At 71.2% G+C, this 26381-nt stretch carries 24 protein-coding genes; 19 read left to right on the forward strand and 5 right to left on the reverse strand.

What is annotated here, in order from left to right; all coding sequences use genetic code 11:
- The first annotated feature begins 2 nt into the window (after window positions 1–2).
- From lepA to hemW, 3 genes are all read left to right on the forward strand, one after another.
- Entirely contained in the window at window positions 3–1874 is a 1872-nt protein-coding gene (lepA, locus tag ACFC0D_RS11800) for a translation elongation factor 4 (RefSeq protein ID WP_376433707.1), read from the forward strand.
- A 218-nt stretch (window positions 1875–2092) separates the two neighbouring features.
- The gene (locus tag ACFC0D_RS11805) at window positions 2093–3967 is read left to right on the forward strand and encodes an AMP-dependent synthetase/ligase (RefSeq protein ID WP_376433709.1); all 1875 of its coding nucleotides are present in this window, start codon (window positions 2093–2095) and stop codon (window positions 3965–3967) included.
- A 149-nt stretch (window positions 3968–4116) separates the two neighbouring features.
- Window positions 4117–5349: a radical SAM family heme chaperone HemW gene (gene hemW / locus ACFC0D_RS11810; RefSeq protein ID WP_376433711.1), complete on the forward strand. Its 1233-nt coding sequence runs from the start codon at window positions 4117–4119 to the stop codon at window positions 5347–5349.
- Window positions 5350–5637: 288 nt separating this feature from the next.
- Here the strand turns inward: hemW and ACFC0D_RS11815 are convergent, their stop codons facing one another.
- Together ACFC0D_RS11815 and ACFC0D_RS11820 are read right to left on the reverse strand one after the other, a co-directional pair.
- Window positions 5638–6438, reverse strand: coding sequence for a DUF3097 domain-containing protein (locus tag ACFC0D_RS11815; protein ID WP_376433713.1), 801 nt, complete (start codon window positions 6436–6438; stop codon window positions 5638–5640).
- A gap of 10 nt (window positions 6439–6448) precedes the next feature.
- Window positions 6449–7177, reverse strand: a complete 729-nt coding sequence (locus ACFC0D_RS11820; protein ID WP_376433715.1) for an MBL fold metallo-hydrolase — start codon at window positions 7175–7177, stop codon at window positions 6449–6451.
- A gap of 150 nt (window positions 7178–7327) precedes the next feature.
- Here ACFC0D_RS11820 and hrcA point away from each other — a divergent pair, with 150 nt between their 5' ends.
- The 4 genes from hrcA (at window position 7328) to ACFC0D_RS11840 (ending at window position 11482) form a co-directional block, all read left to right on the forward strand.
- On the forward strand, window positions 7328–8347 hold the full coding sequence (gene hrcA / locus ACFC0D_RS11825) for a heat-inducible transcriptional repressor HrcA (RefSeq protein ID WP_376433717.1): 1020 nt from the start codon (window positions 7328–7330) through the stop codon (window positions 8345–8347).
- Window positions 8348–9487 carry a molecular chaperone DnaJ gene (dnaJ, locus tag ACFC0D_RS11830; RefSeq protein ID WP_376433719.1) on the forward strand — a complete coding sequence of 380 codons (1140 nt, stop codon included), beginning with the start codon at window positions 8348–8350 and terminating at the stop codon, window positions 9485–9487. It abuts the gene before it with no gap.
- Between the two features lie 178 nt (window positions 9488–9665).
- Window positions 9666–10742, forward strand: a complete 1077-nt coding sequence (locus ACFC0D_RS11835) for a nitronate monooxygenase (RefSeq protein ID WP_376433721.1) — start codon at window positions 9666–9668, stop codon at window positions 10740–10742.
- On the forward strand, window positions 10739–11482 hold the full coding sequence (locus ACFC0D_RS11840; protein WP_376433723.1) for a 16S rRNA (uracil(1498)-N(3))-methyltransferase: 744 nt from the start codon (window positions 10739–10741) through the stop codon (window positions 11480–11482). The genes ACFC0D_RS11835 and ACFC0D_RS11840 overlap by 4 nt, the downstream gene beginning before the upstream one ends.
- Here ACFC0D_RS11840 and ACFC0D_RS11845 read toward each other — a convergent pair.
- Window positions 11479–11844, reverse strand: coding sequence for a hypothetical protein (locus ACFC0D_RS11845; protein WP_376433725.1), 366 nt, complete (start codon window positions 11842–11844; stop codon window positions 11479–11481). The two genes, ACFC0D_RS11840 and ACFC0D_RS11845, sit on opposite strands and share 4 nt — an antisense overlap.
- 95 nt (window positions 11845–11939) lie before the next feature.
- Here ACFC0D_RS11845 and ACFC0D_RS11850 point away from each other — a divergent pair, with 95 nt between their 5' ends.
- Genes ACFC0D_RS11850 through ACFC0D_RS11875 form a run of 6 tightly spaced genes read left to right on the forward strand, consistent with a single transcriptional unit; the run spans window position 11940 to window position 17757 of the window.
- Window positions 11940–13289: an AAA family ATPase gene (locus ACFC0D_RS11850; protein WP_376433727.1), complete on the forward strand. Its 1350-nt coding sequence runs from the start codon at window positions 11940–11942 to the stop codon at window positions 13287–13289.
- Complete coding sequence (locus tag ACFC0D_RS11855) at window positions 13286–14347, forward strand: tetratricopeptide repeat protein (protein ID WP_376433729.1); 1062 nt, start codon at window positions 13286–13288, stop codon at window positions 14345–14347. Before ACFC0D_RS11850 ends, ACFC0D_RS11855 begins: the two co-directional genes overlap by 4 nt.
- Window positions 14347–15435: a tetratricopeptide repeat protein gene (locus tag ACFC0D_RS11860; RefSeq protein WP_376433731.1), complete on the forward strand. Its 1089-nt coding sequence runs from the start codon at window positions 14347–14349 to the stop codon at window positions 15433–15435. Before ACFC0D_RS11855 ends, ACFC0D_RS11860 begins: the two co-directional genes overlap by 1 nt.
- Before the next feature lie 53 nt (window positions 15436–15488).
- Window positions 15489–15848 (forward strand): histidine triad nucleotide-binding protein, encoded by a 360-nt coding sequence (locus ACFC0D_RS11865; RefSeq protein WP_376433733.1) that lies wholly within the window; start codon window positions 15489–15491, stop codon window positions 15846–15848.
- A 3-nt stretch (window positions 15849–15851) separates the two neighbouring features.
- Window positions 15852–16754: a ribonuclease Z gene (locus tag ACFC0D_RS11870; RefSeq protein WP_376433735.1), complete on the forward strand. Its 903-nt coding sequence runs from the start codon at window positions 15852–15854 to the stop codon at window positions 16752–16754.
- Between the two features lie 4 nt (window positions 16755–16758).
- On the forward strand, window positions 16759–17757 hold the full coding sequence (locus ACFC0D_RS11875; protein WP_376433737.1) for an adenosine deaminase: 999 nt from the start codon (window positions 16759–16761) through the stop codon (window positions 17755–17757).
- 220 nt (window positions 17758–17977) lie between these two features.
- Here ACFC0D_RS11875 and ACFC0D_RS11880 read toward each other — a convergent pair whose 3' ends face one another.
- Entirely contained in the window at window positions 17978–19312 is a 1335-nt protein-coding gene (locus ACFC0D_RS11880; RefSeq protein ID WP_376433739.1) for a sugar MFS transporter, read from the reverse strand.
- 261 nt (window positions 19313–19573) lie between these two features.
- Here ACFC0D_RS11880 and ACFC0D_RS11885 point away from each other — a divergent pair, with 261 nt between their 5' ends.
- The 5 genes from ACFC0D_RS11885 to ACFC0D_RS11905 all read left to right on the forward strand — a co-directional run bounded on the left by ACFC0D_RS11885 (window position 19574) and on the right by ACFC0D_RS11905 (window position 23972).
- Complete coding sequence (locus ACFC0D_RS11885; RefSeq protein ID WP_376433741.1) at window positions 19574–20689, forward strand: PfkB family carbohydrate kinase; 1116 nt, start codon at window positions 19574–19576, stop codon at window positions 20687–20689.
- A 106-nt stretch (window positions 20690–20795) separates the two neighbouring features.
- On the forward strand, window positions 20796–21818 hold the full coding sequence (locus ACFC0D_RS11890; RefSeq protein WP_376433743.1) for a PhoH family protein: 1023 nt from the start codon (window positions 20796–20798) through the stop codon (window positions 21816–21818).
- 12 nt (window positions 21819–21830) lie between these two features.
- On the forward strand, window positions 21831–22328 hold the full coding sequence (gene ybeY / locus ACFC0D_RS11895) for an rRNA maturation RNase YbeY (protein WP_329120722.1): 498 nt from the start codon (window positions 21831–21833) through the stop codon (window positions 22326–22328).
- 7 nt (window positions 22329–22335) lie between these two features.
- On the forward strand, window positions 22336–23622 hold the full coding sequence (locus ACFC0D_RS11900; protein ID WP_376433745.1) for a hemolysin family protein: 1287 nt from the start codon (window positions 22336–22338) through the stop codon (window positions 23620–23622).
- Window positions 23619–23972 (forward strand): MmcQ/YjbR family DNA-binding protein, encoded by a 354-nt coding sequence (locus ACFC0D_RS11905; RefSeq protein WP_376433747.1) that lies wholly within the window; start codon window positions 23619–23621, stop codon window positions 23970–23972. Before ACFC0D_RS11900 ends, ACFC0D_RS11905 begins: the two co-directional genes overlap by 4 nt.
- 9 nt (window positions 23973–23981) lie before the next feature.
- Here ACFC0D_RS11905 and ACFC0D_RS11910 read toward each other — a convergent pair whose 3' ends face one another.
- Entirely contained in the window at window positions 23982–25370 is a 1389-nt protein-coding gene (locus tag ACFC0D_RS11910) for an MFS transporter (RefSeq protein ID WP_376433749.1), read from the reverse strand.
- A 92-nt stretch (window positions 25371–25462) separates the two neighbouring features.
- On the opposite strand from ACFC0D_RS11910, the gene ACFC0D_RS11915 reads away from it, so the two are divergent.
- Complete coding sequence (locus ACFC0D_RS11915; RefSeq protein WP_376433751.1) at window positions 25463–26350, forward strand: helix-turn-helix transcriptional regulator; 888 nt, start codon at window positions 25463–25465, stop codon at window positions 26348–26350.
- Window positions 26351–26381 lie beyond the last annotated feature (31 nt).

A 26381-nucleotide genomic window follows, 5' to 3' on the forward strand; every position in this document is an offset into this window, starting at 1 on the left:
GCGTGCCCGCGACTCCTACCCACGTGCCTGAGCCGAGCCGTACCGACCCGGCGTTGATCCGCAATTTCTGCATCATCGCGCACATCGACCACGGCAAGTCCACGCTTGCCGACCGGATGCTCCAGCTGACCGGGGTGGTCGACCAGCGGCAGATGCGCGCCCAGTACCTCGACCGGATGGACATCGAGCGCGAGCGCGGCATCACGATCAAGTCCCAGGCGGTCCGTCTTCCCTGGGCGCCCACCGAGGGTACGGGCCAGGGGAAGACCCACATCCTCAACATGATCGACACCCCCGGGCACGTCGACTTCACCTACGAGGTCTCGCGCTCCCTGGCGGCCTGCGAGGGCACGATCCTGCTCGTCGACGCGGCCCAGGGCATCGAGGCGCAGACCCTCGCGAACCTGTACCTCGCGATGGAGAACGACCTCACGATCGTTCCCGTACTGAACAAGATCGACCTGCCCGCCGCGCAGCCGGAGAAGTTCTCCGAGGAGCTCGCCAACCTCATCGGCTGCCAGCCCGAGGACGTGCTCAAGGTCTCCGCCAAGACGGGTCTCGGTGTCGAGGCGCTGCTGGACCGGGTCGTCGAGAACGTGCCGGCCCCCGTCGGTGTCGCCGACGCCCCCGCCCGCGCGATGATCTTCGACTCCGTCTACGACTCCTACCGCGGTGTCGTGACGTACGTCCGAGTCGTCGACGGCCAGCTCAACAAGCGCGAGCGCATCAAGATGATGTCGACCGGCGCCACCCACGAGCTGCTGGAGATCGGCGTCTCGTCCCCGGAGATGACGGCGTCCGACGGTCTCGGCGTCGGCGAGGTCGGCTACCTCATCACCGGTGTGAAGGACGTCCGCCAGTCCAAGGTCGGTGACACGATCACCTCGCTGAGCAAGGGCGCCACCGAGGCGCTCGGCGGCTACAAGGACCCCAAGCCGATGGTGTTCTCGGGCCTCTACCCGCTGGACGGCTCGGAGTACCCGGACCTTCGTGAGGCCCTCGACAAGCTGCAGCTCAACGACGCCGCGCTGGTCTACGAGCCGGAGACCTCCGCCGCCCTCGGCTTCGGCTTCCGCGTCGGCTTCCTCGGCCTGCTGCACCTGGACGTGATCCGGGAGCGGCTCGAGCGCGAGTTCGGTCTCGACCTGATCGCCACCGCCCCCAACGTGGTCTACCGCGTGGTGATGGAGGACGGCAGCGAGCACACGGTCACGAACCCGAGCGAGTTCCCCGAGGGCAAGATCAACGACGTGTACGAGCCCGTCGTGCGCGCCACGATCCTCGCCCCGAGCGAGTTCATCGGCGCGATCATGGAGCTCTGCCAGACCCGTCGCGGCACGCTCCTCGGCATGGACTACCTCTCCGAGGACCGCGTCGAGATCCGTTACACCCTGCCCCTCGCCGAGATCGTCTTCGACTTCTTCGACCAGCTGAAGTCCAAGACGCGCGGTTACGCCTCCCTCGACTACGAGCCCACCGGCGAGCAGGCGTCCAGCCTGGTCAAGGTCGACATCCTGCTGCACGGCGACAAGGTCGACGCCTTCTCCGCCGTCACCCACAAGGACGCCGCGTACGCGTACGGCGTGCGGCTCGTCGCCAAGCTGCGCGAGCTCATCCCGCGGCAGGCCTTCGAGGTGCCGATCCAGGCCGCGATCGGCTCCCGGGTGATCGCCCGTGAGACCATCCGCGCCATCCGCAAGGACGTCCTCGCCAAGTGCTACGGCGGTGACATCTCCCGTAAGCGGAAGCTGCTGGAGAAGCAGAAGGAAGGCAAGAAGCGGATGAAGATGGTCGGCTCCGTGGAGGTCCCGCAGGAGGCCTTCATCGCCGTACTGTCGAGCGACGACTCCGCGGGCGGCAAGTCCAAGAAGTGATCGGCAGTAATCAGCCAATCAGCTGACAGATACATCGAACGGGCCCACGTGCGCTCAGCGCGGGGCCCGTTCGTTATGAACCGGGTATGAAGAGGCGGCCCGCAGCCTCTTACGCGCCGGACCTCGGCGCCTTACTCTGATCGCGGCTCGTAGGTTACTCGCCAGTTAGTACGCAGGAACGCACCGCCAGAACGCACCGCCGCCGCCCGGAGGACGTCGTGAGCGACACACAGACCCTGATCGAGAACCGGCCGCCCTCCGTGGCGACCCTCTTCCTTGAGCGCGTCGCGCGGACTCCGGACGCGGAGGCATATCGCTATCCGGTCCCGTCCGCTTCCGGCCAGGGCCCGGACGACTGGAAGTCGCTGAGCTGGGAGCAGGCCGCCGAGCGCGTCTACGCCATCGCGGCCGGTCTGATCGACCTGGGCGTCCAGGCCGAGGAGCGGGTCGCGCTGGCCTCCTCCACCCGGGTGGAGTGGATCCTCTCCGACCTCGGTGTGATGTGCGCGGGTGCCGCCGTCACCACCGTCTACCCGCAGACGAACGCCGAGGAGTCGGCGTTCATCCTCTCGGACTCCGAGTCCGTGGTGCTGATCGCGGAGGACGCGGCCCAGGTCGCCAAGGCCGTCGAGCGCCGCGCCGACCTGCCGAACCTCCACCACGTCGTGGTCGTCGACCCCACCGGCGTCGAGACCGACGACTGGGTCCTGACCCTCGCCGACCTCGAGACGCGCGGCAAGGCGTACCTGGAGAAGCACGCCGAGGCCGTCAAGGAGCGGGTCGCCGCGATCACCGCGGACCAGCTCGCCACCGTCATCTACACCTCGGGCACCACCGGTCGCCCCAAGGGCGTCCGCCTCCCGCACGACAACTGGTCGTACATGGCAAAGGCCATCGCGGCGACCGGCCTGGTCACCAAGGACGACGTCCAGTACCTCTGGCTGCCGCTCGCGCACGTCTTCGGCAAGGTGCTGACCTCCGGCCAGATCGAGGTCGGGCACGTCACGGCCGTCGACGGCCGCGTCGACAAGATCATCGAGAACCTGCCGGTCGTGCAGCCGACCTACATGGCCGCCGTTCCGCGCATCTTCGAGAAGGTCTACAACGGAGTCGCCGCCAAGGCCCGGGCCGGTGGCGGCGCCAAGTACAAGATCTTCCAGTGGGCGGCCGGCGTGGCCCGCGAGTACGCCAAGGTCAGCCAGGACAACTTCCGGCGCACCGGCACCGCCTCCGCCCCCTTCGGGCTCACGGCCAAGCACAAGGTCGCCGACGTGCTCGTCTACTCCAAGCTCCGCGAGGCCTTCGGCGGCCGGCTGCGCGCCGCCGTCTCCGGCTCGGCCGCCCTCTCGCCCGAGATCGGCTACTTCTTCGCCGGCGCCGGCATCCACATCCTGGAGGGCTACGGCCTGACGGAGACCAGCGCGGCCTCCTTCGTCAACCCGGGCGAGGCCTACCGCACGGGCACCGTCGGCAAGCCGCTCCCCGGCTGCGAGGTCCGTATCGCCGACGACGGCGAGATCCTGCTGCGCGGCCCCGGTGTCATGGAGGGCTACCACGGCCTGCCCGAGAAGACGGCGGAAGTCCTGGAGTCCGACGGCTGGTTCCACACCGGCGACATCGGCGAGCTGTCCGCCGACGGCTACCTCCGCATCACCGACCGCAAGAAGGACCTGATCAAGACGTCCGGCGGCAAGTACATCGCCCCGGCCGAGGTCGAGGGCCAGTTCAAGGCCGTCTGCCCGTTCGTCTCCAACATCCTGGTCCACGGCGCCGACCGGAACTACTGCACGGCGCTGATCGCCCTCGACGAGCCCACGATCATCGGCTGGGCCGCCGAGAACGGCCTCGGCGGCAAGTCCTACGCCGAGATCGTCGCCGCCCCGCAGACCGAGGCGATGGTCCAGGGCTACGTCGACCGCCTCAACGAGGGTCTCCAGCGCTGGCAGACGATCAAGAAGTTCCGTCTGCTGCCGCGCGACCTCGACATCGAGCACGGCGAGCTGACGCCGTCGCTGAAGCTCAAGCGTCCGGTCGTGGAGCGGACGTACAAGGAGCTGATCGAGGAGATGTACGCGGGGTCGCGGGAGGCCTGATACGGCCTGCGCCGACAAGGCCTGACACGGCCTGACAAGGCCTTCGGCCCCCTGCCGGCCGAGTCGTCGGGGTGACCTGCGTCGCCCCGTGCGACCGGGTTGTCCACAGGCCGGAAGGGTTACCTCGGGCAGTACGGGACAATGGGCTCATGCCTTCCGTACTGCCCGATGGTGAGCCCATGCCCGAGGACGGGGCGCTGCCCGCCCACGCCCTGGAAGGGGCCGGGGACCGGCCGCTCGGGTTCTATCTGCACGTGCCGTACTGCGCCACGCGGTGCGGCTACTGCGACTTCAACACGTACACCGCGAGCGAGCTGCGCGGTGCCGGTGGCGTGCTCGCCTCCCGGGACAACTACGCCGGGCAGGTCGTCGAGGAGATACGCCTCGCCCGGAAGGTGCTCGGCGACGACCCACGACCGGTGCGGACGGTCTTCGTGGGCGGCGGTACGCCCACGCTGCTCGCGGCCGGCGATCTCGTACGGATGCTGGGGGCCATCCGGGACGAGTTCGGGCTCGCGGACGACGCCGAGGTGACGACCGAGGCGAACCCGGAGTCGGTGGATCCGGCGTATCTGGCCGAGCTGAGGGCCGGGGGCTTCAACCGGATCTCGTTCGGTATGCAGAGCGCCCGCCAGCACGTCCTGAAGGTCCTGGACCGTACGCACACGCCCGGGCGGCCCGAGGCGTGTGTCGCGGAGGCGCGCGCGGCGGGGTTCGACCACGTCAACCTGGATCTGATCTATGGCACGCCCGGGGAGTCCGACGACGACTGGCGTGCGTCGCTGGACGCGGCGATCGGCGCCGGGCCCGACCACGTCAGCGCGTACGCGCTGATCGTGGAGGAGGGGACGCAGCTGGCGCGGAGGATCCGGCGCGGCGAGGTGCCGATGACCGACGACGACGTGCACGCGGACCGGTATCTGATCGCGGACTCCGTCTTCGCGGAGGCCGGCTTCGAGTGGTACGAGGTGTCGAACTGGGCGACCTCGGAGGCCGGCCGGTGTCTGCACAACGAGCTGTACTGGCGCGGCGCCGACTGGTGGGGCGCGGGGCCGGGGGCGCACTCGCACGTCGGGGGTGTGCGGTGGTGGAACGTGAAGCACCCGGGTGCGTATGCGGCGGCGCTGACCTCCGGAAGGTCGCCTGGTGCGGGCCGAGAGGTCCTCTCCGAGGAGGACCGGCGCGTCGAGCGTGTGCTGCTCGAGCTTCGGCTGCGGGAGGGCGTGGAGCTGGAGCTCCTGCGTCCGGCCGGACTGGCCGCGGCTCGCAAGGCGCTGGCGGACGGGCTGCTGGCGGAGGAGCCGTACGCGGCCGGGCGGGCCGTCCTGACTCTGCGGGGGCGGCTGCTGGCCGACGCGGTCGTTCGGGACCTGGTGGATTAGGCGTCCGCGTCCGTGGGGGCGGGCGGCCGGGTCTTTTCTTGGGCGCCGCCCCCGACGAGGGGCCTGCAAGGGCGCCGCCCCCGGGCGAGGGGGCGTGAGGGCGTGCCGCCCTCCTGCGAGGGGCCTGCAAGGGCGCCGCCCCCGTGGGTTGTGCCCACCCGTTCCGCCCCAGCGGAACAGTTGCCCACAACGGGTTCGGGTGGGTGGGGGGCGGTGGATCAGTTGCCCAACGACGGGTTCGGGTGGGTGGGGGCCGGTTGAGCCGTTGCCCACAACGGATGGCTCGCTCTACGGTGCCGTCACGAAGTCGATCAGTTCTTCCACTCGGCCCAGCAGCGACGGTTCCAGGTCCTTGTACGAGTGGACCTTCGACAAGATGTGCTGCCAGGCCGCGCCCGTGTTGGCCGGCCAGCCCAGGGCTTGGCAGACGCCCGTCTTCCAGTCCTGGCCCCGGGGGATCGTCGGCCACGCCGGGATGCCCACCGACGACGGCTTCACCGCCTCCCAGACGTCGATGTACGGGTGGCCGACGATCAGGACGTCCGGGGACGAGACCTGCGCCGCGATGCGGGACTCCTTCGAGCCCGGCACCAGGTGGTCGACCAGGATCCCCAGGCGCGCGTCCGCCGCCGGGGCGAAGTCCGCGACGATGGCCGGGAGGTCGTCGATGCCCTCCAGGTACTCCACCACCACGCCCTCGATGCGCAGGTCGTCGCCCCAGACCCGTTCCACCAGCTCGGCGTCGTGGCGGCCCTCCACGTAGATCCGGCCCGCACGCGCGACCCGGGCCCGTGCGCCCGGGACCGCGATCGAGCCCGAGGCCGTGCGACTCGGGCGCGTCGGAGCGGCTGAAGGGCGGGTCAGGGTCACCACCCTCCCCTCCAGGAGGAAGCCCCGAGGCTCCATCGGGAAGACCCGGTGCTTGCCGAACCGGTCCTCCAGGGTCACCGTGCCCGCCTCGCAGCGGATCACCGCCCCACAGAAGCCCGTCGAGACCTCCTCGACGACGAGGTCCGGTTCCGCCGGTACCTCCGGCACGGGCGCGGAGCGCTTCCAAGGGGGCGTCAGGTCCGGGTTGTAGCTGCGCATTTGGGCGACGTTATGCGACGGAGAAGCGTCGTGCCAGCTCATCCCGCTGGCGCCGCACGAACGCCGCGTCCACCACCGCCCCGTGCCCCGGCACGTACACCGCGGCCTCCCCGCCCAGCGCGAGCAGCCGGTCCAGGGCCGCCGGCCAGCGCGAGCCGATCGCGTCCCGGCCCGCCTGCGGCTCGCCCGACTCCTCGACCAGGTCGCCGCAGAAGACGACCTCCGTCCCGTCGGCGCCGGGGACCAGGAGCGCCAGGTCGTGGCCCGAGTGACCGGGCCCGGCATTGGCCAGCAGCACCTGTCGGCCGCCCAGGTCCAGCGTCCACTCGCCCGACACCGTGTGGCGCGGGAGGACGAGGACGTCCACGGCCTCCGTCGCCGCCGGCTCCTCGACCCCGTGACGCACCGCGGACACCCGCAGCGACTCCCGCTCCCGCAGCAGCAGCTCGTCCAGGCCGACCGCCCCGTACACCTCCGCCCCCGCGAAGACCGCCGTGCCCAGCACATGATCGAAGTGGGGGTGACTCAGTGCGATGTGCGTCACTCTTCTGCCGCCCGTGAGGGCCTCCACCTGAGCCCGGAGCTCGGCCCCCTCCCGGAGCGTCGAGCCCGTGTCGTACAGCAGCACGGCCTTCTCGCCGAGCACCAGGCCCACCGTGGCGTCCCAGACGGGCAGCCGCCGCCTGCCCACCCCGTCCCCGAGCCGTTCCCAGCCGTACTCTTCCCAATCGACATCCATACGGCGACGCTATCCGCTACGACCCGGCGACCCGGCCTCCTTGCCAGGAGCGATGCCCGCCGCCGTACACTGGCCAGGGGATTCCTGGCACTCGAGCAGGGCGAGTGCCAAAAGCGGAGCAAACCGATACGACAGCTGGAGGTGTGCGCGATGCTCAGCGAACGCAGACTCGAGGTGCTGCGCGCCATCGTCCAGGACTACGTCGGGACGGAGGAGCCGGTCGGCTCCAAGGCGCTCACGGAGCGCCACAAGCTCGGCGTCTCGCCCGCCACCGTGCGCAACGACATGGCCGTCCTGGAGGACGAGGGCTACATCGCCCAGCCTCACACCAGTGCCGGACGCATCCCGACCGACAAGGGCTACCGCCTCTTCGTCGACAGGCTCGCCGGCGTGAAGCCGCTGTCGACGCCCGAGCGGCGCGCCATCCACAACTTCCTCGACGGCGCGGTCGACCTCGACGACGTCGTCGGGCGCACGGTCCGGCTGCTCGCGCAGCTGACCCGCCAGGTCGCCGTCGTGCAGTACCCGTCGCTGACCCGTTCGACGGTCCGGCACGTGGAGCTGCTCTCGCTCGCCCCCGCCCGTCTGATGCTCGTGCTGATCACGGACACCGGCCGGGTCGAGCAGCGGATGATCGACTGCCCCGCGCCGTTCGGCGAGACCTCGCTCGCGGACCTGCGGGCCCGGCTCAACAGCCGGGTCGTCGGCCGCCGTTTCGCGGACGTGCCGCAGCTGGTGCAGGATCTTCCGGAGTCGTTCGAGGAGATGGAGGACCGCGGCACGGTGTCGGCGGTGCTCGCGACCCTCCTCGAAACCCTGGTGGAGGAGCACGAGGAGCGGCTGATGATCGGCGGCACCGCCAATCTCACCCGCTTCGGCCATGACTTCCCCCTCACGATCAGGCCTGTGCTCGAGGCGCTGGAGGAGCAGGTCGTGCTCCTCAAGCTGCTCGGCGAGGCCAAGGACTCGGGCATGACCGTACGGATCGGGCACGAGAACGCCCATCAGGGGCTCACCTCCACGTCCGTCGTCGCGGTCGGCTACGGTTCGGGCGACGAGGCAGTCGCCAAACTCGGCGTGGTCGGACCGACCCGCATGGACTACCCCGGAACGATGGGAGCGGTACGCGCAGTGGCACGTTACGTCGGACAGATCCTGGCGGAGTCGTAAGTGGCCACGGACTACTACGCCGTACTCGGCGTACGCCGCGACGCGTCCCAGGACGAGATCAAGAAGGCATTCCGGCGGCTCGCGCGCGAGCTGCACCCGGATGTGAATCCCGATCCGAAGACGCAGGAGCGCTTCAAGGAGATCAACGCCGCCTACGAGGTGTTGTCGGACCCGCAGAAGAAGCAGGTCTACGACCTCGGCGGTGACCCGCTGTCCGCGTCCGGCGGTGGCGGTGGGGCCGGTGGCTTCGGCCAGGGCGGCTTCGGGAACTTCTCGGACATCATGGACGCGTTCTTCGGGACGGCGTCGCAGCGCGGGCCACGCTCGCGCACGCGCCGTGGCCAGGACGCCATGATCCGGCTGGAGATCGACCTCAACGAGGCCGCCTTCGGCACGACCAAGGACATCCAGGTCGACACGGCGGTCGTCTGTACGACGTGTTCCGGTGAGGGCGCCGCGCCCGGCACCTCCGCCCAGACCTGTGACATGTGTCGCGGTCGCGGCGAGGTCTCGCAGGTGACGCGGTCCTTCCTGGGCCAGGTCATGACCTCGCGTCCCTGCCCCCAGTGCCAGGGCTTCGGCACCGTCGTCCCGACCCCGTGCCCCGAGTGCGCGGGCGACGGGCGGGTCCGCTCGCGCCGGACGCTGACCGTGAAGATCCCGGCCGGTGTCGACAACGGCACGCGCATCCAGCTCGCGGGCGAGGGCGAGGTCGGTCCGGGCGGCGGTCCGGCCGGTGACCTGTACGTCGAGATCCACGAGATCCCGCACGAGGTCTTCCAGCGTCGGGGCGACGACCTGCACTGCACGGTCACCATCCCGATGACGGCGGGCGCGCTCGGTACGAAGGTGCCGCTGCAGACGCTCGACGGCCTCGAGGAGGTCGACATCCGCCCGGGCACGCAGTCCGGCCAGTCGATCCCGCTGCACGGGCGCGGCATCACGCACCTGCGCGGTGGCGGTCGCGGCGACCTGATCGTGCACGTCGAGGTGCTGACGCCGTCGAAGCTCGACCCCGAGCAGGAGCGGCTGCTGCGCGAACTGGCGAAGCTGCGTGGCGAGGAGCGGCCCACGGGTCAGTTCCAGCCCGGGCAGCAGGGGCTGTTCTCGCGGCTGAAGGACGCGTTCAACGGTCGGTAGGTGGCGTGATCGCCGAGGGTCCGGGGGTTGCCCCCGGGCCGGCGCGGTCGGCCGGGGCAGCAAGGTCCGTTCTCGCGTCTGAAGGCCACGATCAACGGCCGGTGGGCCGGACATCGTGCCTGGAAGGGCGGCATCCGCAGGGAGCGGGTGCCGCCCTTCCGTATGGCACGATGCCTGCATGTCCACCGCACTGAACGATCTTTCCCGTTACCCGATCGTGCAGGCCCCCATGGCGGGTGGCGCCTCCGGTCCGCAGCTCGTCGGGGCCGTGTGCGAGGCCGGCGGGCTCGGGTTCCTCGCCGGGGGGTACAAGACCGCCGGCGGGCTGTACCAGGAGATCAAGCAGGTGCGCGGGCTGACCGGGCAGCCCTTCGGCGTCAACCTCTTCATGCCGCAGAGCGGACAGCCCGGGGACACCGCCGCCGTCGAGGTGTACCGGCACCAGCTCTCGGGCGAGGCCACCTGGTACGAGACCCAGCTCGGCGACCCGGACAGCGGCCGGGACGACGCGTACGACGCGAAGCTCGCGATCCTCCTGGAGGACCCGGTCCCCGTCGTCTCGTTCACCTTCGGCTGCCCCGGGCGGGACACGATCGACGCCTTCGCCCGCGCCGGTACGTACACGATCGTCACCGTCACCTCGCCCGAGGAGGCCCAGGCCGCTCAGTGGGCCGGGGCGGACGCGGTCTGCGTGCAGGGCGTCGAGGCCGGCGGGCACCAGGGCACGCACCGCGACGACCCGGACGCCGCCGTCGCGGGCACCGGGCTCCTCACCCTCGTCACGCAGGTCCGGGAGACCGTCCAGCTGCCGATCGTCGCGACCGGCGGGATCATGCGCGGGGCGCAGATCGCCGCCGTCCTCGCCGCGGGGGCCGACGCCGCCCAGCTCGGCACCGCGTTCCTCGTGTGCCCCGAATCCGGCGCGCACGCCCTGCACAAGCAGGCCATGACGAACCCCCTCTTCGTGCGCACCGAGCTCACCCGCGCCTTCTCCGGGCGGCCGGCGCGCGGGCTCGTCAACCGCTTCATGCGTGAGCACGGGCCGTACGCCCCCGCCGCCTACCCCGAGATCCACCACCTCACCGCCCCCCTGCGCAAGGCCGCGGCCACCGCGGGCGACGCCCAGGGCATGGCCCTGTGGGCCGGCCAGGGGCACCGGTTGGCCCGTGAACTCCCGGCGGGGCAACTGGTCGAGGTGCTGGCCGCCGAACTCGACACCGCACTGACCGCGCAGGCCCACAGGAGCGCTTCATGACCGCACCCGTCTTCGTCGTCGAGGCCGTTCCCGGCCCCGGCTCCTTCCTCCTCGACGGCCCCGAGGGCCGGCACGCCGTCTCCGTGAAGCGGATGCGCGCGGGGGAGGAGCTCGTCCTGACTGACGGGCGGGGCGCGTCGGCCGACTGTGTCGTACTCGCAGCGGAGGGCAAGGACCAGCTGACCGTCCAGGTCTCGGCGACGGTGGTCGAGCCGGAGCCCGTGCCCCGGATCACCGTCGTCCAGGCGCTGCCCAAGGGCGACCGGGGCGAACTGGCCGTCGAGATCATGACGGAGACGGGCGTCGACGCGATCGTGCCGTGGGCCGCGTCCCGCTGCATCACCCAGTGGAAGGGCGAGCGCGGGCTGAAGTCGCTCGCCAAGTGGCGGGCGACCGCGCGCGAGGCCGGCAAGCAGTCGCGCCGTACCCGTTTCCCCGAGGTCGCCGACGCGATGACCACCAAGCAGGTGGCGGCGCTCCTCGCCGGTGCCGACTTCGCCGCCGTTCTGCACGAGGACCGGGACCACCCCAGCGGCGCGCTCGCGGACGCCCAACTCCCCGCCGAGGGCGAGATCGTGCTGATCGTCGGGCCCGAAGGGGGTGTGTCGCCGGAGGAGTTGACGGTTTTCGAGGCGGCGGGCGCGAAGCCGTACCGGCTGGGCCGCAGCGTGCTCCGTACCTCCACGGCCGGTACGGCGGCCACCGCGCTCCTCCTCGGCCGTACGGGCCGCTGGAGCTAGTCCGTCGGCTTCTCCTTCGCCACCAGCGCGTCGAACAGCGGCCAGCCGTCGATCTCACGCACGCCGGGGGCGGTGGGGAGGAGGCCACGTGCCGTCGCCTCGTCCACGAAACGGCGCACCACCCCCGGCTTGTTGAGGTTGAGGTAACCGTCTCCGGTGTCCGCGACCTGGCCCGCGCCCATGGTCCCGCCCTGTGTCACACGGCCCGGGCCCTCCTGGAACACCAGGCGCAGGAGGTCGTGCGGGGTGTCGGCGCTGCGCAGCGTCAGCAGTTCCCGACAGGGTGGATGCAGATGCCCGACCGTCCAGATCCAGACCGTGTCGTCCACCACCAGCCGACGCGGTGCGCGTTTTCGTCGCATCGACCCACAGTAGTTCGGGAGCCCGGTGGTTCGGGAAGCCGATTGTTCGGGAACCCGGTGGACGTGGGCGCCGGGTTCCTTCATAGGCTGGCCGCATGTCCGACGAGTCTCCCCTGATCCGTAGTCTGCGCGCCGCGGTCGCCGCCGCGCCCGAAGACGTGCCCCTGCGGCTCCACTTCGCCGAACTGCTCCTCGCCGAGGGCCGAGGCGACGAGGCCGTCACCGAGGCTGCCGTCGCGCTCCAGCACGCGCCGGGTGACGAGGCGGCACGTGCGCTGATGGTCCGCGCGATGGGGCTGCCCGCCGTCGCCCCGGCAGCCCCACAGGCTCCCGAAGCTCCGCAGGCTCCCGCAGCCCCGGCCCCCGAGGTGCCCGCGGCCCCGCAAGCCCCGGCAGCCCCCGAGACCCCCGCCCGGTCCTCGACCTTCGACTGGGACAAGGCCGAGCAGGAGGTCGGAGACCTCGTCGGGCCCCGTTTCGTCGAGAGCGGCAGCGGCACCGGTGGCGACCTGGAGCAGCCGCTGACCGCCGACGGCAGCGGCGACCCCGGGGACGCCTCAGCCTGGGACATCGACGCCCCCGGCTCCGTACGCCTCGCCGACGTCGGCGGGATGCAGGAGGTGAAGGACCGCCTGGAGGCCGCTTTCCTCGCCCCCATGCGCAACCCCGAACTCCGCAAGCTGTACGGCAAGTCGCTCCGCGGCGGCCTGCTGCTCTACGGCCCGCCCGGCTGCGGCAAGACGTTCATCGCCCGCGCCGTCGCCGGCGAGCTCGGAGCGAGCTTCATGTCGATCTCGCTCTCGGACATCCTGGACATGTACATCGGCTCGTCCGAGAAGAACGTCCACGACATCTTCGAGACCGCCCGCGCCCAGGCCCCCTGCGTCGTCTTCCTCGACGAGCTCGACGCCCTCGGCGCGAAGCGCTCCCGTACCCACCACAGCGGACTGCGCAACGTCGTCAACCAGCTCCTCACCGAGCTCGACGGCGTCGACGGTGCCGAGAACGAAGGCGTCTTCGTGCTCGCCGCCACCAACGTCCCCTGGGACGTGGACCTCGCGCTGCGCCGCCCCGGCCGCCTCGACCGCACCCTGCTCGTGCTGCCGCCCGACGCCCCGGCCCGCGAGGCGATCCTCCGCTACCACCTGCGCGAGCGGCCCATCGAGTCCGTCGACCTCGGCAAGCTCGTCAAGGCCACCGAGGACTTCTCCGGCGCCGACCTCGCCCATCTCTGCGAGACGGCCGCCGAGTCAGCGCTCCTCGACTCCGCCCGCACCGGCACCGTACGCATGATCAACATGAAGGACCTGCTGGGCGCGGCGAAGCAGATCAAGCCGTCGAGCGAGTCCTGGTTCGCCTCTGCCCGCAACGTGGCGATGTTCGCCAACGACGGCGGTATGTACGACGACCTCGTCGCCTATCTGAAGAAGAAGCGGAAGCTGTGAGTGTGCACCCGCAGGTCCAACGGGCCAGCCTGCTGTACGAGATGGCGCGCGACAAGGAGGCCCATGAGCTGATCGGCCGCCGCCTCGCCGAGGACCCTGAGGACCACCGGGCGTGGTCCGTGCTCGGCCAGTGCCTCATCAGCCTCGGGCGGCCCTCCGAGGCCTTCGCCGCCGCCTTGGAGTCGCTCCGGCTCGAACCCGAGTACCTCGAAGCCCACTTCGTGCGCGGCGTGGCCCTGCGTTCCCTCGGCCGGCTGGAGGAGGCCGAGGCGGCGCAGCGCGAGGCGATCCGTATCGATCCGTACGCCTGGGGCCCGCGCCGGCAGCTCGCCGAACTGCTGCTCCAGCTGGCCCCGGACCGCCCGGAGGAGGCGCTCGAGCAGGCCCACGCGGCCGTGCGGATCGGGCCGGACGTGACCTACACATGGCAGTCCATGTACAAGGTCGCCACGTTCCATCAGCGGGCCGAGCTGGCCGAGGAGGCCGTCGAGCAGATCATCCGCATCGACCCCACGCACACCCTCGCAGTCACCGTGATCGCCGAGCGGGAGGCCACCCGACCGGGCACGTCCGCCGCCCGGGCCGCCGAGGTGTACGCGAGCGGCCTCGCGGCCGCCCCCTATTCCGACGCGCTGCGCACGGACCTCGACAAGGCCGTCTACCGATTGCTGCGCGGCACGCGCTGGCTCGCCCTGCTCTGCCTTGTCATGGCGGGCGTCACCCTCGACGTCTTCCCGACCGACGGCGAGGAGCCGAAGGAACTCCCCATCCACCTCGGCACCCGGCTCTGGGCGCTCGCCCTGATGGCGGCCGTGTGGGGCTTCGGCGCCCTGCGCCGCTATCTGCGGATGCGCACCGGCGCGAAGATGACCGTACGCGACCTCGTACGGCGGCTGTTCTGGCCCCGTGTGGTTCTCGGCCAGGCCGTCCTCGCCACGCTCTGCGCCCTGTTGATCGTCCTCGTGCCGTGGACCGACCGGACGATCCCCCAGGTCCTGTTCTGGCTCGGACTCGTACCGAACCTGCTCAGCATCACCCACGACCGGAACAAGGTCTGATGAGCCACACCCTGGACAAGGCCGACGCGCTCTTCGACGTCGGGCGGTACGAGCAGGCCGCCGCCCTCGCCGCCCAGCATCTGGCCACCGACCCGCAGGACGCCACCGCACTGGTCCTGCTGGCCCGCTGCCGGCACCGTCTGGGTCGCGAGGAGGAGGCGTTCGAGTCGATCGAAGCGGCCCTGCGCGCCGAACCCGACTCGCTGCCGGCCTGGCTGATGCGCACGCACATCCTGCTCGCGCTGACGAGGTACGAGGAGGCGGAGCAGGCCGCCCGCCACTCCGTCCAACTCGCCCCGCAGTACTGGGGCAGCCACTACGCCCTCGGCACCGTCCTCGACCGGTCCGTCCGCACGGAGCGCCGACGTGAGGCGTACGAGGCGGCCCGGACCGCCGTCGCTCTCGCACCGGAGCAGAGCGACGCGCACTTCCTCGTCGGACTCACCGCCCAGCGCACCGGAAACCACGCCGTCGCCAAGCAGGCCTACGAGACGGCTCTGCGGCTCGACCCGCAGAGCAGCGAGGCACACAACAACCTCTCCCTGCTGCACCTGCGCCGCCGCTGGCTCCGGCCCGGGGCGTGGACGAAGGCCGCCGAGGGCTTCGTCGAGTCCGCCGCCCTCGACATGAACGACCGGCAGGCCCGCTACAACCTGGAGACCATGGCCTGGGGCACCGCCGCCGGAGCCCGCTGGGTGGCCCTGCTCGGCTTCGTCGCCGCCGCCATCGGCTCGGCGTCGCTGCGGACCGGCTCGTCGGGCGCCGAGGCCCTCGTCCCGTACGCGATCGGCGCGCTCGTCCTCGTCGGCGGCTGGGCCGGCTGGGCGGTGTGGATCACCCGGCGCGTACCGCGGCGGCTGCGCCGCCCCATGCTCCTCGTGGCACGCAACTGCCGCCCCGTGCTCGCCATGGCGATCGCCGTCGGACTGCTGGGTCTGCACTCGATGGTCTCGATGGCGCTGTGGACGCTGGACGCCTCCGTCGTCGGGGCGCTCGGCTATCCGCTCTTCTGGATCGTGATCATCACCTACTGGGTGAGCCGCTCCGCCCTGCAGCGCCGCGCCCCCACGGCCGAGCGCGGCCGGTGACACGGCCGATACGATGCCCGGGTACTGATCACCAAGGCGAGGAGGCCCGGGCCATGGCCGGAGAGCCGCAGAGCGACTGCCTGTTCTGCAAGATCGCGGACGGGGAGGTCCCGGCGACGATCGTGCGCGAGACCGAGACGACCGTCGCCTTCCGGGACATCAACCCGCAGGCGCCCACGCACGTGCTCGTCATTCCGCGCGTCCACTACCCCGACGCCGCGACGCTCGCCACGGCCGCGCCGACCATCGCCGCGGACGTGCTGCGCGAGGCCGGCGAGATCGCCGCCCAGGAGAAGGTCGACGGCAGCGGCTTCCGGATCGTCTTCAACACCGGGGCCGGCGCGGGCCAGACCGTCTTCCACGCCCACGCGCACGTCCTCGGCGGCCGTGGCCTCAACTGGCCCCCCGGATAAGACGTGTCCGTACGTGAACTCGTCGTGCTCGGGACCGCCAGCCAGGTCCCGACCCGGCACCGCAACCACAACGGCTATCTGCTGCGCTGGGACGGGCAGGGCATCCTCTTCGACCCGGGCGAGGGCACCCAGCGCCAGATGCTGCGCGCAGGGGTGGCCGCCCACGACATCGACCGGATCTGCGTCACGCACTTCCACGGCGACCACTCCCTGGGTCTGGCGGGCGTGATCCAGCGGATCAACCTCGACCAGGTCCCGCACCCGGTGACCGCGCACTACCCGGCGAGCGGGCAGCGCTTCTTCGAGCGGCTGAGGTACGCGACGGCCTACCGCGAGACGGTGAAGCTGACGGAGGCCCCGGTGGCCGCCGACGGGCCCCTCGCCGTCACCGAGCCGTACACCCTCGACGCGTACAAGCTGTCGCACCCGGTGGAGTCGTACGGCTACCGGCTCACCGAGCCCGACGGGCGCCGCATCCTGCCCGAACGGCTCGCCGCGCACGGCATCAAGGGCCCGGACGTCGGCCTGATCCAACGCGAGGGCGTCCTGAACGGCGTGACGCTGGAGGAGGTCAGCGAGGTCCGGCGCGGGCAGCGGTTCGCGTTCGTCATGGACACCCGGCTCTGCGACGGTGTGCACGCGCTCGCCGAGGGTGCCGACATGCTCGTCATCGAGTCGACCTTCCTCGACGAGGACGTCCGGCTCGCCGCCGACCACGGCCATCTGACGGCCGGACAGGCCGCCGCCGTCGCCCGCGACGCGGGAGTGCGGCACCTGGTCCTGACCCACTTCTCGCAGCGATACAGCGATCCCGCCGAGTTCGAACGGCAGGCGCGGGCGGCCGGGTTCGACGGCGAACTGAGCATTGCCCAGGACCTCATGCGGGTCCCCCTACCGAAAAGATAGATCGATGCCCCTCCCCAAGGCCGAACTCCACCTCCACATCGAAGGCACCCTCGAGCCCGAGCTGGCGTTCGCGCTGGCCGCGCGCAACGGCGTCACCCTGCCGTACGCGGACACCGAGGAGCTGCGCAAGGCGTACCTCTTCAGCGATCTGCAGTCCTTCCTGGACCTGTACTACGGGCTGATGGCCGTCCTGCACACGGCCGAGGACTTCACCGAACTCGCTGACGCGTACCTGGCGCGGGCGGCGGCGCAGGGCGTGCGGCACGCGGAGATCTTCTTCGACCCGCAGGCGCACACGGCCCGTGGCGTGCCGATCGGGACGGTGATCGAGGGCCTGGGCCGCGCGCTCGACGGGGCCGAGGAGAAGCACGGCGTCTCGACGCGGCTGATCATGTGCTTCCTGCGCGACGAGTCCGCAGAGTCGGCGATGGCGACGCTCGAGGCCGCGAAGCCGTATCTGCACCGGATCACCGGTGTCGGTCTGGACTCGGCGGAGGTCGGCCACCCGCCGTCGAAGTTCCGTGAGGTGTACGCGGCGGCCGAGGCGCTCGGGCTGCGGAAGGTCGCCCACGCGGGCGAGGAGGGTCCGCCGGCGTACATCCGCGAGGCCCTGGACGTCCTCGGCGTGGAGCGGGTCGACCACGGGCTGCGCTGCATGGAGGACCCTGAGCTGGTGTCACGCCTGGTGCGCGAGCGGGTGCCGCTCACCCTCTGCCCGCTGTCGAACGTGCGCCTGCGGGCGATCGACATCCTGGAGGACCACCCGCTGGCGTCGATGCTGGCCGCCGGTCTGATGGCGACGGTCAACTCCGACGACCCTGCGTACTTCGGCGGATACGTGGGCGACACCTTCGACGCGGTGCGGGGTGCGCTGGGTCTTGACCGGGAGCAGCTGAGGACGCTGGCCCGCAACTCCTTCGAGGCGTCGTTCCTCGACGACGAGGAGGAGCGCAGGGCGCGGTATCTCGCCGAGGTCGAGGCGTACGACTTCGACGCGGAGTAGAGGGCGGGCGAGGGCGCCTGCGACGGGCGCTTTCCCCACCCCGCCCTTCCCCCACCTCCCCCTTCCCGAACCGGGGCTCCGCCCAGGACCCCGCGCCTCGAACTCCCCCACGCCGGCGAAGAACCGGCCCGTCCGGCGTTCGCGGACACGGCCGCGGGCCGTACGGGGCTCCGGGGACGTGCCCCCCGGTTCGGGAAGGGGCGGGGTGGGGAAGGAAGAGCTACCCGCGGTCGCTCGGGCGCGCCAGGCGGAAGGCGCGGCGGTCGGCGCGGCGGCGGGACGGGACCGGGATCTCGGTGACCTCCTGCTCCGGCGCGCCCATCTGCGGGACGAGGCCCGTGGCGGCGGTCGTCGTGCCCGCGAGCACGGCGGCCGGGGCGCCGCCGCGGCGCCGGACGGAGCCCGGGACCAGCGGGCGGCCCGAAGTGTGCAGGGCGACCGCGGTCATCGGGCCCGCGACCAGCAGGAGCAGGACGCACAGGACCACGCCCATGCCCGGGTACCCCGCCCGCGCGGACAGGACGCTGCCGACGACCGGGCCGCAGGCCACGCCCAGGGAGGACGCCGAGCCGACGAGCACCGCCCAGCGGCCGCGCGGGTCCAGGGAGGCGGCGAGGCCCAGCAGGTAGGACAGGACGACCGGGTAGAAGAGGTTCCAGAGGATCTCGCCGGTCGCGAAGGCGGGCAGGCTCCCGGCGCTCGAACTGACCAGGACACAGGCGGCGATGATCGCCGTACCGGCGCCGATCGGTACCGCGCGGCCCAGCCGTGAGCCGAGTGCCCCGGCCGCCGTGACACCCGCGAGCCCGGCCCCCAGCGCCACGGCGAAGACCGCGCCGACGGTGACCTCGCCGAGCCCGGCCTGGGTGAGGCCGATCCGGCCGCTCACGCCCCACAGGGCGTTCTGCGCCATGGACCAGAGCAGGATCGCGGCGGCGAGCACGAGGCCGGAACGCCGGTGGGGGAGCGGCGAGCCCCTGCCCGGCGTTTCGACGAGGCGGTCGGCTTCCGCCCGCCTCGTCCCTTCCGCCAGGCCGCCCGTCAGTGGCCACACCAGCGCGGCCGTCAGCGCGATCGACGCGAACGGCAGCGCGTGGCCGCCGCCGAGGTGCGGCAGCGTGAGGTAGAGCGCGCCGGCCGTCGCCGAGACCGAGAGCAGGCCGAGCGTCGAGGCCCGGTGCGGGTCCTGCTGGGCCGCGATGCCCGCCGCGGCCACCGCCAGCGTCGTACCCGAGCCGAAGCCGCCGACGACCGCGCCGCCGATCACCAGCGGAACACTCGCGGTGAGCGCCGCCGCGCCGTAGCCGACGCACATGGCGAGCAGCCCGGCCCGCGCCGTCCGGCGCGGCCCGAACCGCTCCACGCGCGAGGCGAGGGTGAAGCCCGCGGAGGCGGAGGAGAGGAGGAGGACCGATCCGACGAGGCCCGCCTGGGCCGGGGTGAGACCGAGTCCGGCGGAGAGCCGGCCGACGACGGTCGGCAGCAGGTACGGGGCGAGATAACCGGCCGTGAACAGGGCGACAAGGGGCCCCAGGGCACGCGGGCGCGACAACATGGGCGTTCCAGGGAACAAAGGAGAGGGGGGAGGAGCGCCCGGTGTTGCACGGGATCGCGGGACATATGTATCAAGCAACCGACGGTCCGGAGAAGCCCGGACAGGGCGAATTTAACCCCTTCTTCCTGTGATCTGGGTCACTATGGGTTTGGGATCGGATTCTCCGGGTAGATGCGGCCGCATTTCTGACTGCGTCACCCCCGTCGCCGGACCCCCATCAGGCACACTGACCTGATCCGCACCACGTTCGGGGAGGTCGCCGTGACCACAGCAAGGGGAGACCAGCAACACGACGCAGGGGTCGACCCGTTGGTCAGCCTGCGCGAGCCCACCGACCCCGACTGCGACGTCTTCCTCACCGGCACGGTCTTCCTCGACATCATCTTCACCGGCCTCGACAGCGCCCCCGTGCGCGGCACCGAGTCCTGGGCCCGGGGCATGGGCTCCAGCCCCGGCGGTGTCGCCAACATGGCCACCGCGCTCGCCCGCCTCGGCCTGCGCACCTCGCTCGCCGCCGCCTTCGGCGACGACCACTACGGCGAGTACTGCTGGGACGCCCTGGAGCAGGGCGAGGGCATCGACCTCTCGCTCTCCCGGACCGTGCCCGGCTGGCACTCCCCGGTCACCGTCTCCATGGCGTACGAGGGCGAGCGCACGATGGTCTCCCACGGCCACGAGGCCCCGCCGCTGGACGGCGCCCTGCCCGCGTACCCGCCGCACGCCCGCGCCGCGGTCGCCTCGCTCGTGCCGGGGCGCGCCGAGGAGTGGGTCGCGCAGGCCGCCCGCGGCGGCGCGAAGGTCTTCGCCGACGTCGGCTGGGACGACACCGGCCGCTGGGACCTGAACGGCCTGCGCGACCTGGAGCACTGCGAGGCGTTCCTGCCCAACGCGCAGGAGGCGATGCGGTACACCCGCACCGACTGCCCGCGGGCCGCCGCCCGCGCGCTCGCGGACAAGGTCCGTTACGCCGTGGTCACTCTGGGTTCCGAGGGCGCCTACGCCGTCGACGGGGCCACGGGGGAGACCGCCGAGGTGCCGGCCATCGAGGTCTCCGCCCTCGATCCGACCGGCGCCGGGGACGTCTTCGTGGCCGGGTTCGTGACCGGGACGCTCGCGGACTGGCCGCTCGCCGACCGGCTGGCCTTCGCCGGACTCATCGCGGCGCTGTCGGTGCAGGAGTTCGGCGGCTCGCTCTCCGCGCCCGGCTGGGGCGAGGTCGCCGCCTGGTGGGAGCACGTCCAGGACCACGTCTGCCAGGACCCGGAGGCCCTGCGCGGCCGCTACGCCTTCCTGGAACACCTCCTCCCCGCGGGCTCCCGCCCCTGGCCCCTGCGCCGTGCGGTCCCGACCATCGGGTTCAGGGCAGCGCACTCGTAAAAGCCTTCGGCCTTGTCAGTGACAAGTCGTAGGCTTGGTAGCCCAGAGGTTGTCGAGCAGCGAGAACCCTGCAACGGGAGGTATGTGCAGGCCACAGTGCCGGCCCATGACTCAGACACCCACAGCCCCCAATGGTGCGCCGGGCGAGACCCGCGCCCACTTCACCGTCCCCGCCAAGCATCCGATGGTGACCGTTCTCGGCTCCGGTGACGCCCTGTTGCGCGTGATCGAGAAGGCGTTCCCGAAGGCCGACATCCATGTCCGGGGCAACCAGGTCAGCGCGGTGGGCGAGGCGGCGGAAGTCGCTCTGATCCAGCGCCTGTTCGACGAGATGATGCTGGTGCTCCGCACCGGACAGCCGATGACGGAGGACGCAGTGGAACGCTCGATCGCCATGCTCAGGGCGAGCGAGAACGGCAAGGCGGAGGCAGGCCAGGAGACTCCGGCCGAGGTGCTCACGCAGAACATCCTCTCCAGCCGTGGCCGCACCATCCGCCCCAAGACCCTCAACCAGAAGCGGTACGTCGACGCGATCGACAAGCACACGATCGTCTTCGGCATCGGCCCCGCGGGCACCGGCAAGACGTATCTGGCCATGGCCAAGGCGGTCCAGGCCCTGCAGTCCAAGCAGGTCACCCGGATCATCCTGACCCGGCCGGCCGTCGAGGCGGGCGAGCGGCTCGGCTTCCTGCCCGGCACGCTCTACGAGAAGATCGACCCGTATCTGCGGCCGCTGTACGACGCGCTGCACGACATGCTCGACCCCGACTCGATCCCGAAGCTGATGGCCTCGGGCACGATCGAGGTCGCGCCGCTGGCCTACATGCGAGGACGGACGCTCAACGACGCGTTCATCATTCTCGACGAGGCGCAGAACACGAACCCCGAGCAGATGAAGATGTTCCTCACCCGCCTCGGCTTCGAATCCAAGATCGTCATCACCGGAGACATCACGCAGGTGGACCTCCCCGGCGGTACGAAGAGCGGTCTGCGCCAGGTCCGGGACATCCTCGACGGAGTCCAGGACGTCCACTTCTCGATGCTCACGTCGCAGGATGTCGTCCGGCACAAGCTCGTCGGCCGTATCGTCGACGCGTACGAGCAGTACGACAGCCGCAACGGGAAGTAGCGCAGAAGCACCATGTCGATCGACGTCAACAACGAGTCCGGAACCGAGGTCGACGAGCAGTCGATCCTCGACATCGCCCGCTACGCCCTCGCGCGGATGCGCATCCACCCGCTCTCCGAGCTCTCGGTGATCGTCGTGGACGCGGAGGCGATGGAGCAGCTCCACATCCAGTGGATGGACCTGCCGGGCCCGACGGACGTCATGTCCTTCCCGATGGACGAACTGCGCCCGCCGGCGAAGGACGACGAGGAGCCCCCGCAGGGGCTCCTCGGCGACATCGTGCTCTGCCCTGAGGTAGCCACCCAGCAGGGCAAGGACGCGCCGACGCAGCACTCCATGGACGAGGAGCTCCAGCTCCTCACCGTCCACGGAGTGCTGCACCTGCTCGGCTACGACCATGAGGAGCCCGACGAGAAGGCCGAGATGTTCGGCCTCCAGGCGGCCATCGTCGACGGCTGGCGCGCGGAGAAGGGCCTGACCGGCCCGTCCCCGGCGCCGACCGTCTCCTGAGCCTCCGATGAACGCATCGCTCATCCTCGGCGCGGTCGGCCTGGTCATCGTCGCCTGGCTGGCCGCCTGTGCCGAGGCCGGAATCGCCCGCGTCTCCAGCTTCCGTGCCGCCGAGGCCGTACGGTCCGGGCGGCGCGGCGCCGAGAAGCTCGCCCAGGTCGCCGCCGACCCCACCCGCTACCTCAACGTGGCGCTGCTGGTGCGTGTCTCCTGCGAGATGGCGGCCGGCGTCCTCGTCACGTACGCCTGCCTGGAGGAGTTCGCCGAGACCTGGGAGGCGCTGCTCGTCGCCATCGCGGTCATGGTGCTGGTCTCGTACGTGGCCGTCGGCGTCTCGCCGCGCACCATCGGCCGGCAGCACCCGCTGAACACGGCGACGGCCTCCGCGTACGTCCTCCTGCCACTCGCCCGGATCATGGGCCCGATCCCGCAGCTGCTGATCCTCATCGGCAACGCGCTCACCCCCGGGAAGGGCTTCCGCAAGGGCCCCTTCGCCTCCGAGGCCGAGTTGCGGGCGATGGTCGACCTGGCCGAGCAGGAGTCGCTGATCGAGGACGACGAGCGTCGGATGGTGCACTCCGTCTTCGAGCTCGGCGACACGCTCGTACGGGAGGTCATGGTGCCCCGCACCGACCTGATCTGCATCGAGCGGTTCAAGACCGTCCGTCAGGCGCTCACGCTCGCGCTGCGCTCCGGCTTCTCGCGGATCCCCGTCACGGGTGAGAACGAGGACGACATAGTCGGCATCGTGTATCTGAAGGACCTGGTCCGCAAGACGCACATCAACCGCGACGCCGAGGCCGACCTCGTGTCCACGGCGATGCGCGCCGCCGCCTTCGTGCCGGACACCAAGAACGCCGGCGACCTGCTGCGTGAGATGCAGCAGGAGCGCAACCATGTCGCCGTCGTCATCGACGAGTACGGCGGCACGGCCGGGATCGTCACGATCGAGGACATCCTGGAGGAGATCGTCGGCGAGATCACCGACGAGTACGACCGCGAGCTCCCGCCGGTCCAGGAACTGGGCGACGACCGCTACCGCGTCACCGCCCGCCTCGACATCGGGGACCTCGGCGAGCTGTACGGCTTCGGCCCGGACGAGTACGACGACGAGGACGTGGAGACCGTCGGCGGACTCCTGGCCAAGGCGCTGGGCCGGGTGCCGATCGCGGGTGCGAAGGCGAAGGTGCAACTGCCGGACGGCCGCACGCTGCGGCTGACGGCCGAGTCCCCGGCAGGCCGGCGGAACAAGATCGTCACCGTCCTCGTGGAACCGGAGGAGAAGCCGGAATGACCCCCGCCCAGCTGCGCGCCTTCTGCCTGGACTTCAACGACGCGACGGAGGAGTTCCCCTTCGGACCCGACACCTCCGTCTTCAAGGTCGCCGGGAAGATGTTCGCGCTGTCCTCGCTGGACGGCCGGCCCCTGAGCATCAACCTCAAGTGCGAGCCGGAGGACGCCGTACGGCTCCGCGAGGAGTACCCGGCCGTCGCACCCGGCTATCACATGAACAAGCGCCACTGGAACACCGTGGTGGTCGGCGGGCTCCCGGACCGGATGGTCCGGGAGCTCATCGAGGACTCCTACGACCTGGTGGTCGCCGGTCTTCCGAAGGCGGTACGGCTCCGCCTCGACCGGCCGTAGAGATCCGGTTCAGGCCTTCCGCCGCAGACCCAGGGCGATCAGCACCGCCGTTCCGAGCACGATCGCCGCGTCCAGGGCGAGGACCGTGCGGACCCCTCCGTACAGGTCCCCGCCCGTGGTGGCGAGCACCCCGAGCAGCGGGATCCCGACGGTGAGGCCGACCTGCTGGGTGGTGGTGACCAGGCCGGTCGCCAGGCCCTGCTCCTCGTCCGGGACGCCGGAGGTGACGGTCACCCCGTACGAGATGATCGCGCCCAGGTGGCACATGGACGCCAGCGAGACGCCGACCCCCGCGAGGATCGCGCCCGAATCCGTCCCGATCGCGAGCAGCGTCGACACGAACAGCCCCTGCCCCATGAGGGAGAGGACCAGGACGCGACGGGCGCCGAACCGGCCGATGAACTTCGGGACGATCGTCCCGGCGAACACGGACACGGCGCCCTGCACACCGAAGACCAGGCCCGTGGCGAAGGCCGAGAGCCCCAGCGTCTCCTGCAGGTACAGGGTCAGCACGAAGATGACGACGGACATCATCGAGAAGGTGATCAGACCGCCCAGATTGCCGAACGCCACGGTCCGTCGGCGCAGCATCGGCAGCGAGACCAGCGGGGCCGCGTGCCGCGACTCGACGACCACGAACGCGGCGAGCAGCGCCACCCCGGCCACCAGCGTCACCAGGACGTCCGCGCCGCCGAAGCCGCGCTCGGCCGCGGTCGACAGGGCGTAGATCACGGCGAGCAGCCCACCCGTCACGGTCACCGCGCCCGGCACGTCGAGCCGGGGCCGGTCGGGGGTCCGCGACTCGGGCAGCAGGCCCGGTGCCAGCGGCAGCACGATCAGCGTGAACAGGGCGAGCAGGCCCATCGTCGAGCGCCAGCCGAGGGTGTCGGTCATGACACCGCCGAGGACCATGCCGATCGTGAAGCCGAGCGACAGCAGGGTGCCCGAGATGCCGAGCGCCCGGTCGCGCTGCGGGCCCTCCGGGAAGGTCGTGGTCAGCAGGGACATGCCGGTCGGCACGATCGCGGCCGCGCCCAGGCCCTGCAGGGCGCGCCCGGCGAGGAACGAGGCCGGGTCCCAGGCGAAGGTGGCGAGGAGCGAGGCCGCGCCGAAGAGCGCGAGTCCCGCGAGGAACAGCTTCTTGCGTCCGTACAGGTCGCCGATGCGGCCGAAGAGGAGCAGGAACCCGCCGGACGGCAGGGCGAACGCGGTCACCGCCCACTGCAGCGCGGACGCGTCGAGACCGAGATCGGCGCCGAGGACGGGCAGCGCCACGTTCAGTACGGAGAAGTCCAGGGCCACCATGAACTGGGCCGCGCACAGCACGAAGAGGATGAGCCGGGAGCGGCCGGTCAGGGCCGGCTGGGTCGGGGTCGGGGGAGTGAGGGTGGTTGCCATGGCATCCACCCTCGGCGCACGGGAACAAGCGTGGGGAGCGGGAACTTATCCTGTTGGTCGCACCACCAGGCATCCCGGGGGAGGAAGCACACGTGGCCACAGCGGTCGAGAGCACGGACGCCAAGGGGCACCGACTGGCCGAACTGCGCGAGTTCCTGATGAGCCGTCGGGCCCGGGTCACGCCGGCCGAGGCCGGTCTGCCGGAGGGCGGCGCCCGTCGCCGTACGCCCGGCCTGCGCCGCGAGGAGGTCGCCGTTCTCGCGGGCGTCGGGGTCTCCTGGTACCAGTGGCTGGAGCAGGGCAGGGACATCACGGTCTCGCCTCAGGTGCTCGACTCGGTGGCGCGCGTGCTGCGGCTCACCGGGGCGGAGCGGCGCCATCTGTACGTCCTCGCAGGGCTCAATCCGCCCGCGCCGGAGGTCGATCCGGAGGCGCGGGACATGTGCGCGGGGCTGCGTCGGCTGATCGACGCCTGGATGCCGTTCCCGGCGCACATCATGGACGCGTACTGGAACACGATCATGTACAACGAGTCGGCGTCCGTGGTCCTCGGGATGCGCCCCGAGATCTCGCAGAACTGCCTCGTGTCGTTCTTCACCGATCCGATCTACCGCTCCCGTTCGACCGACTGGCGGCGGCTCGCCCCGCAGGTCGTCGCCCAGTTCAGGGCCGCGTGCTCGGAGTGCCCCGACGACGAGGGTTTCCGCGCGGTGGTGGAGGAGGCGAAGGCGGCGAGCGAGGAGTTCGCCGAGCTGTGGGAGCGGCAGGACATCTCCCCGGGCGGCCAGATCCGCAAGGAGATCGAGCACCCGCTCGTCGGCGTCCTGCACGTGGAATCCACGCAGTTGCGGGTGCCCGCACGGCCCGACCTGACGATCATCATGCACACCCCGCTGCCGCAGGGCGACACGGCGGCGAAGCTGGAGTGGCTGGTCTCCCCGGAGGGGCGGCGGGGGGCGATGTTCCCGATCGCGGGCTGAGCCGGGGCCTGCACACAGGGATGTCACACCT

The organism is Streptomyces sp. NPDC056222 (genome assembly GCF_042264065.1).
Lineage (GTDB): Bacteria > Actinomycetota > Actinomycetes > Streptomycetales > Streptomycetaceae > Streptomyces.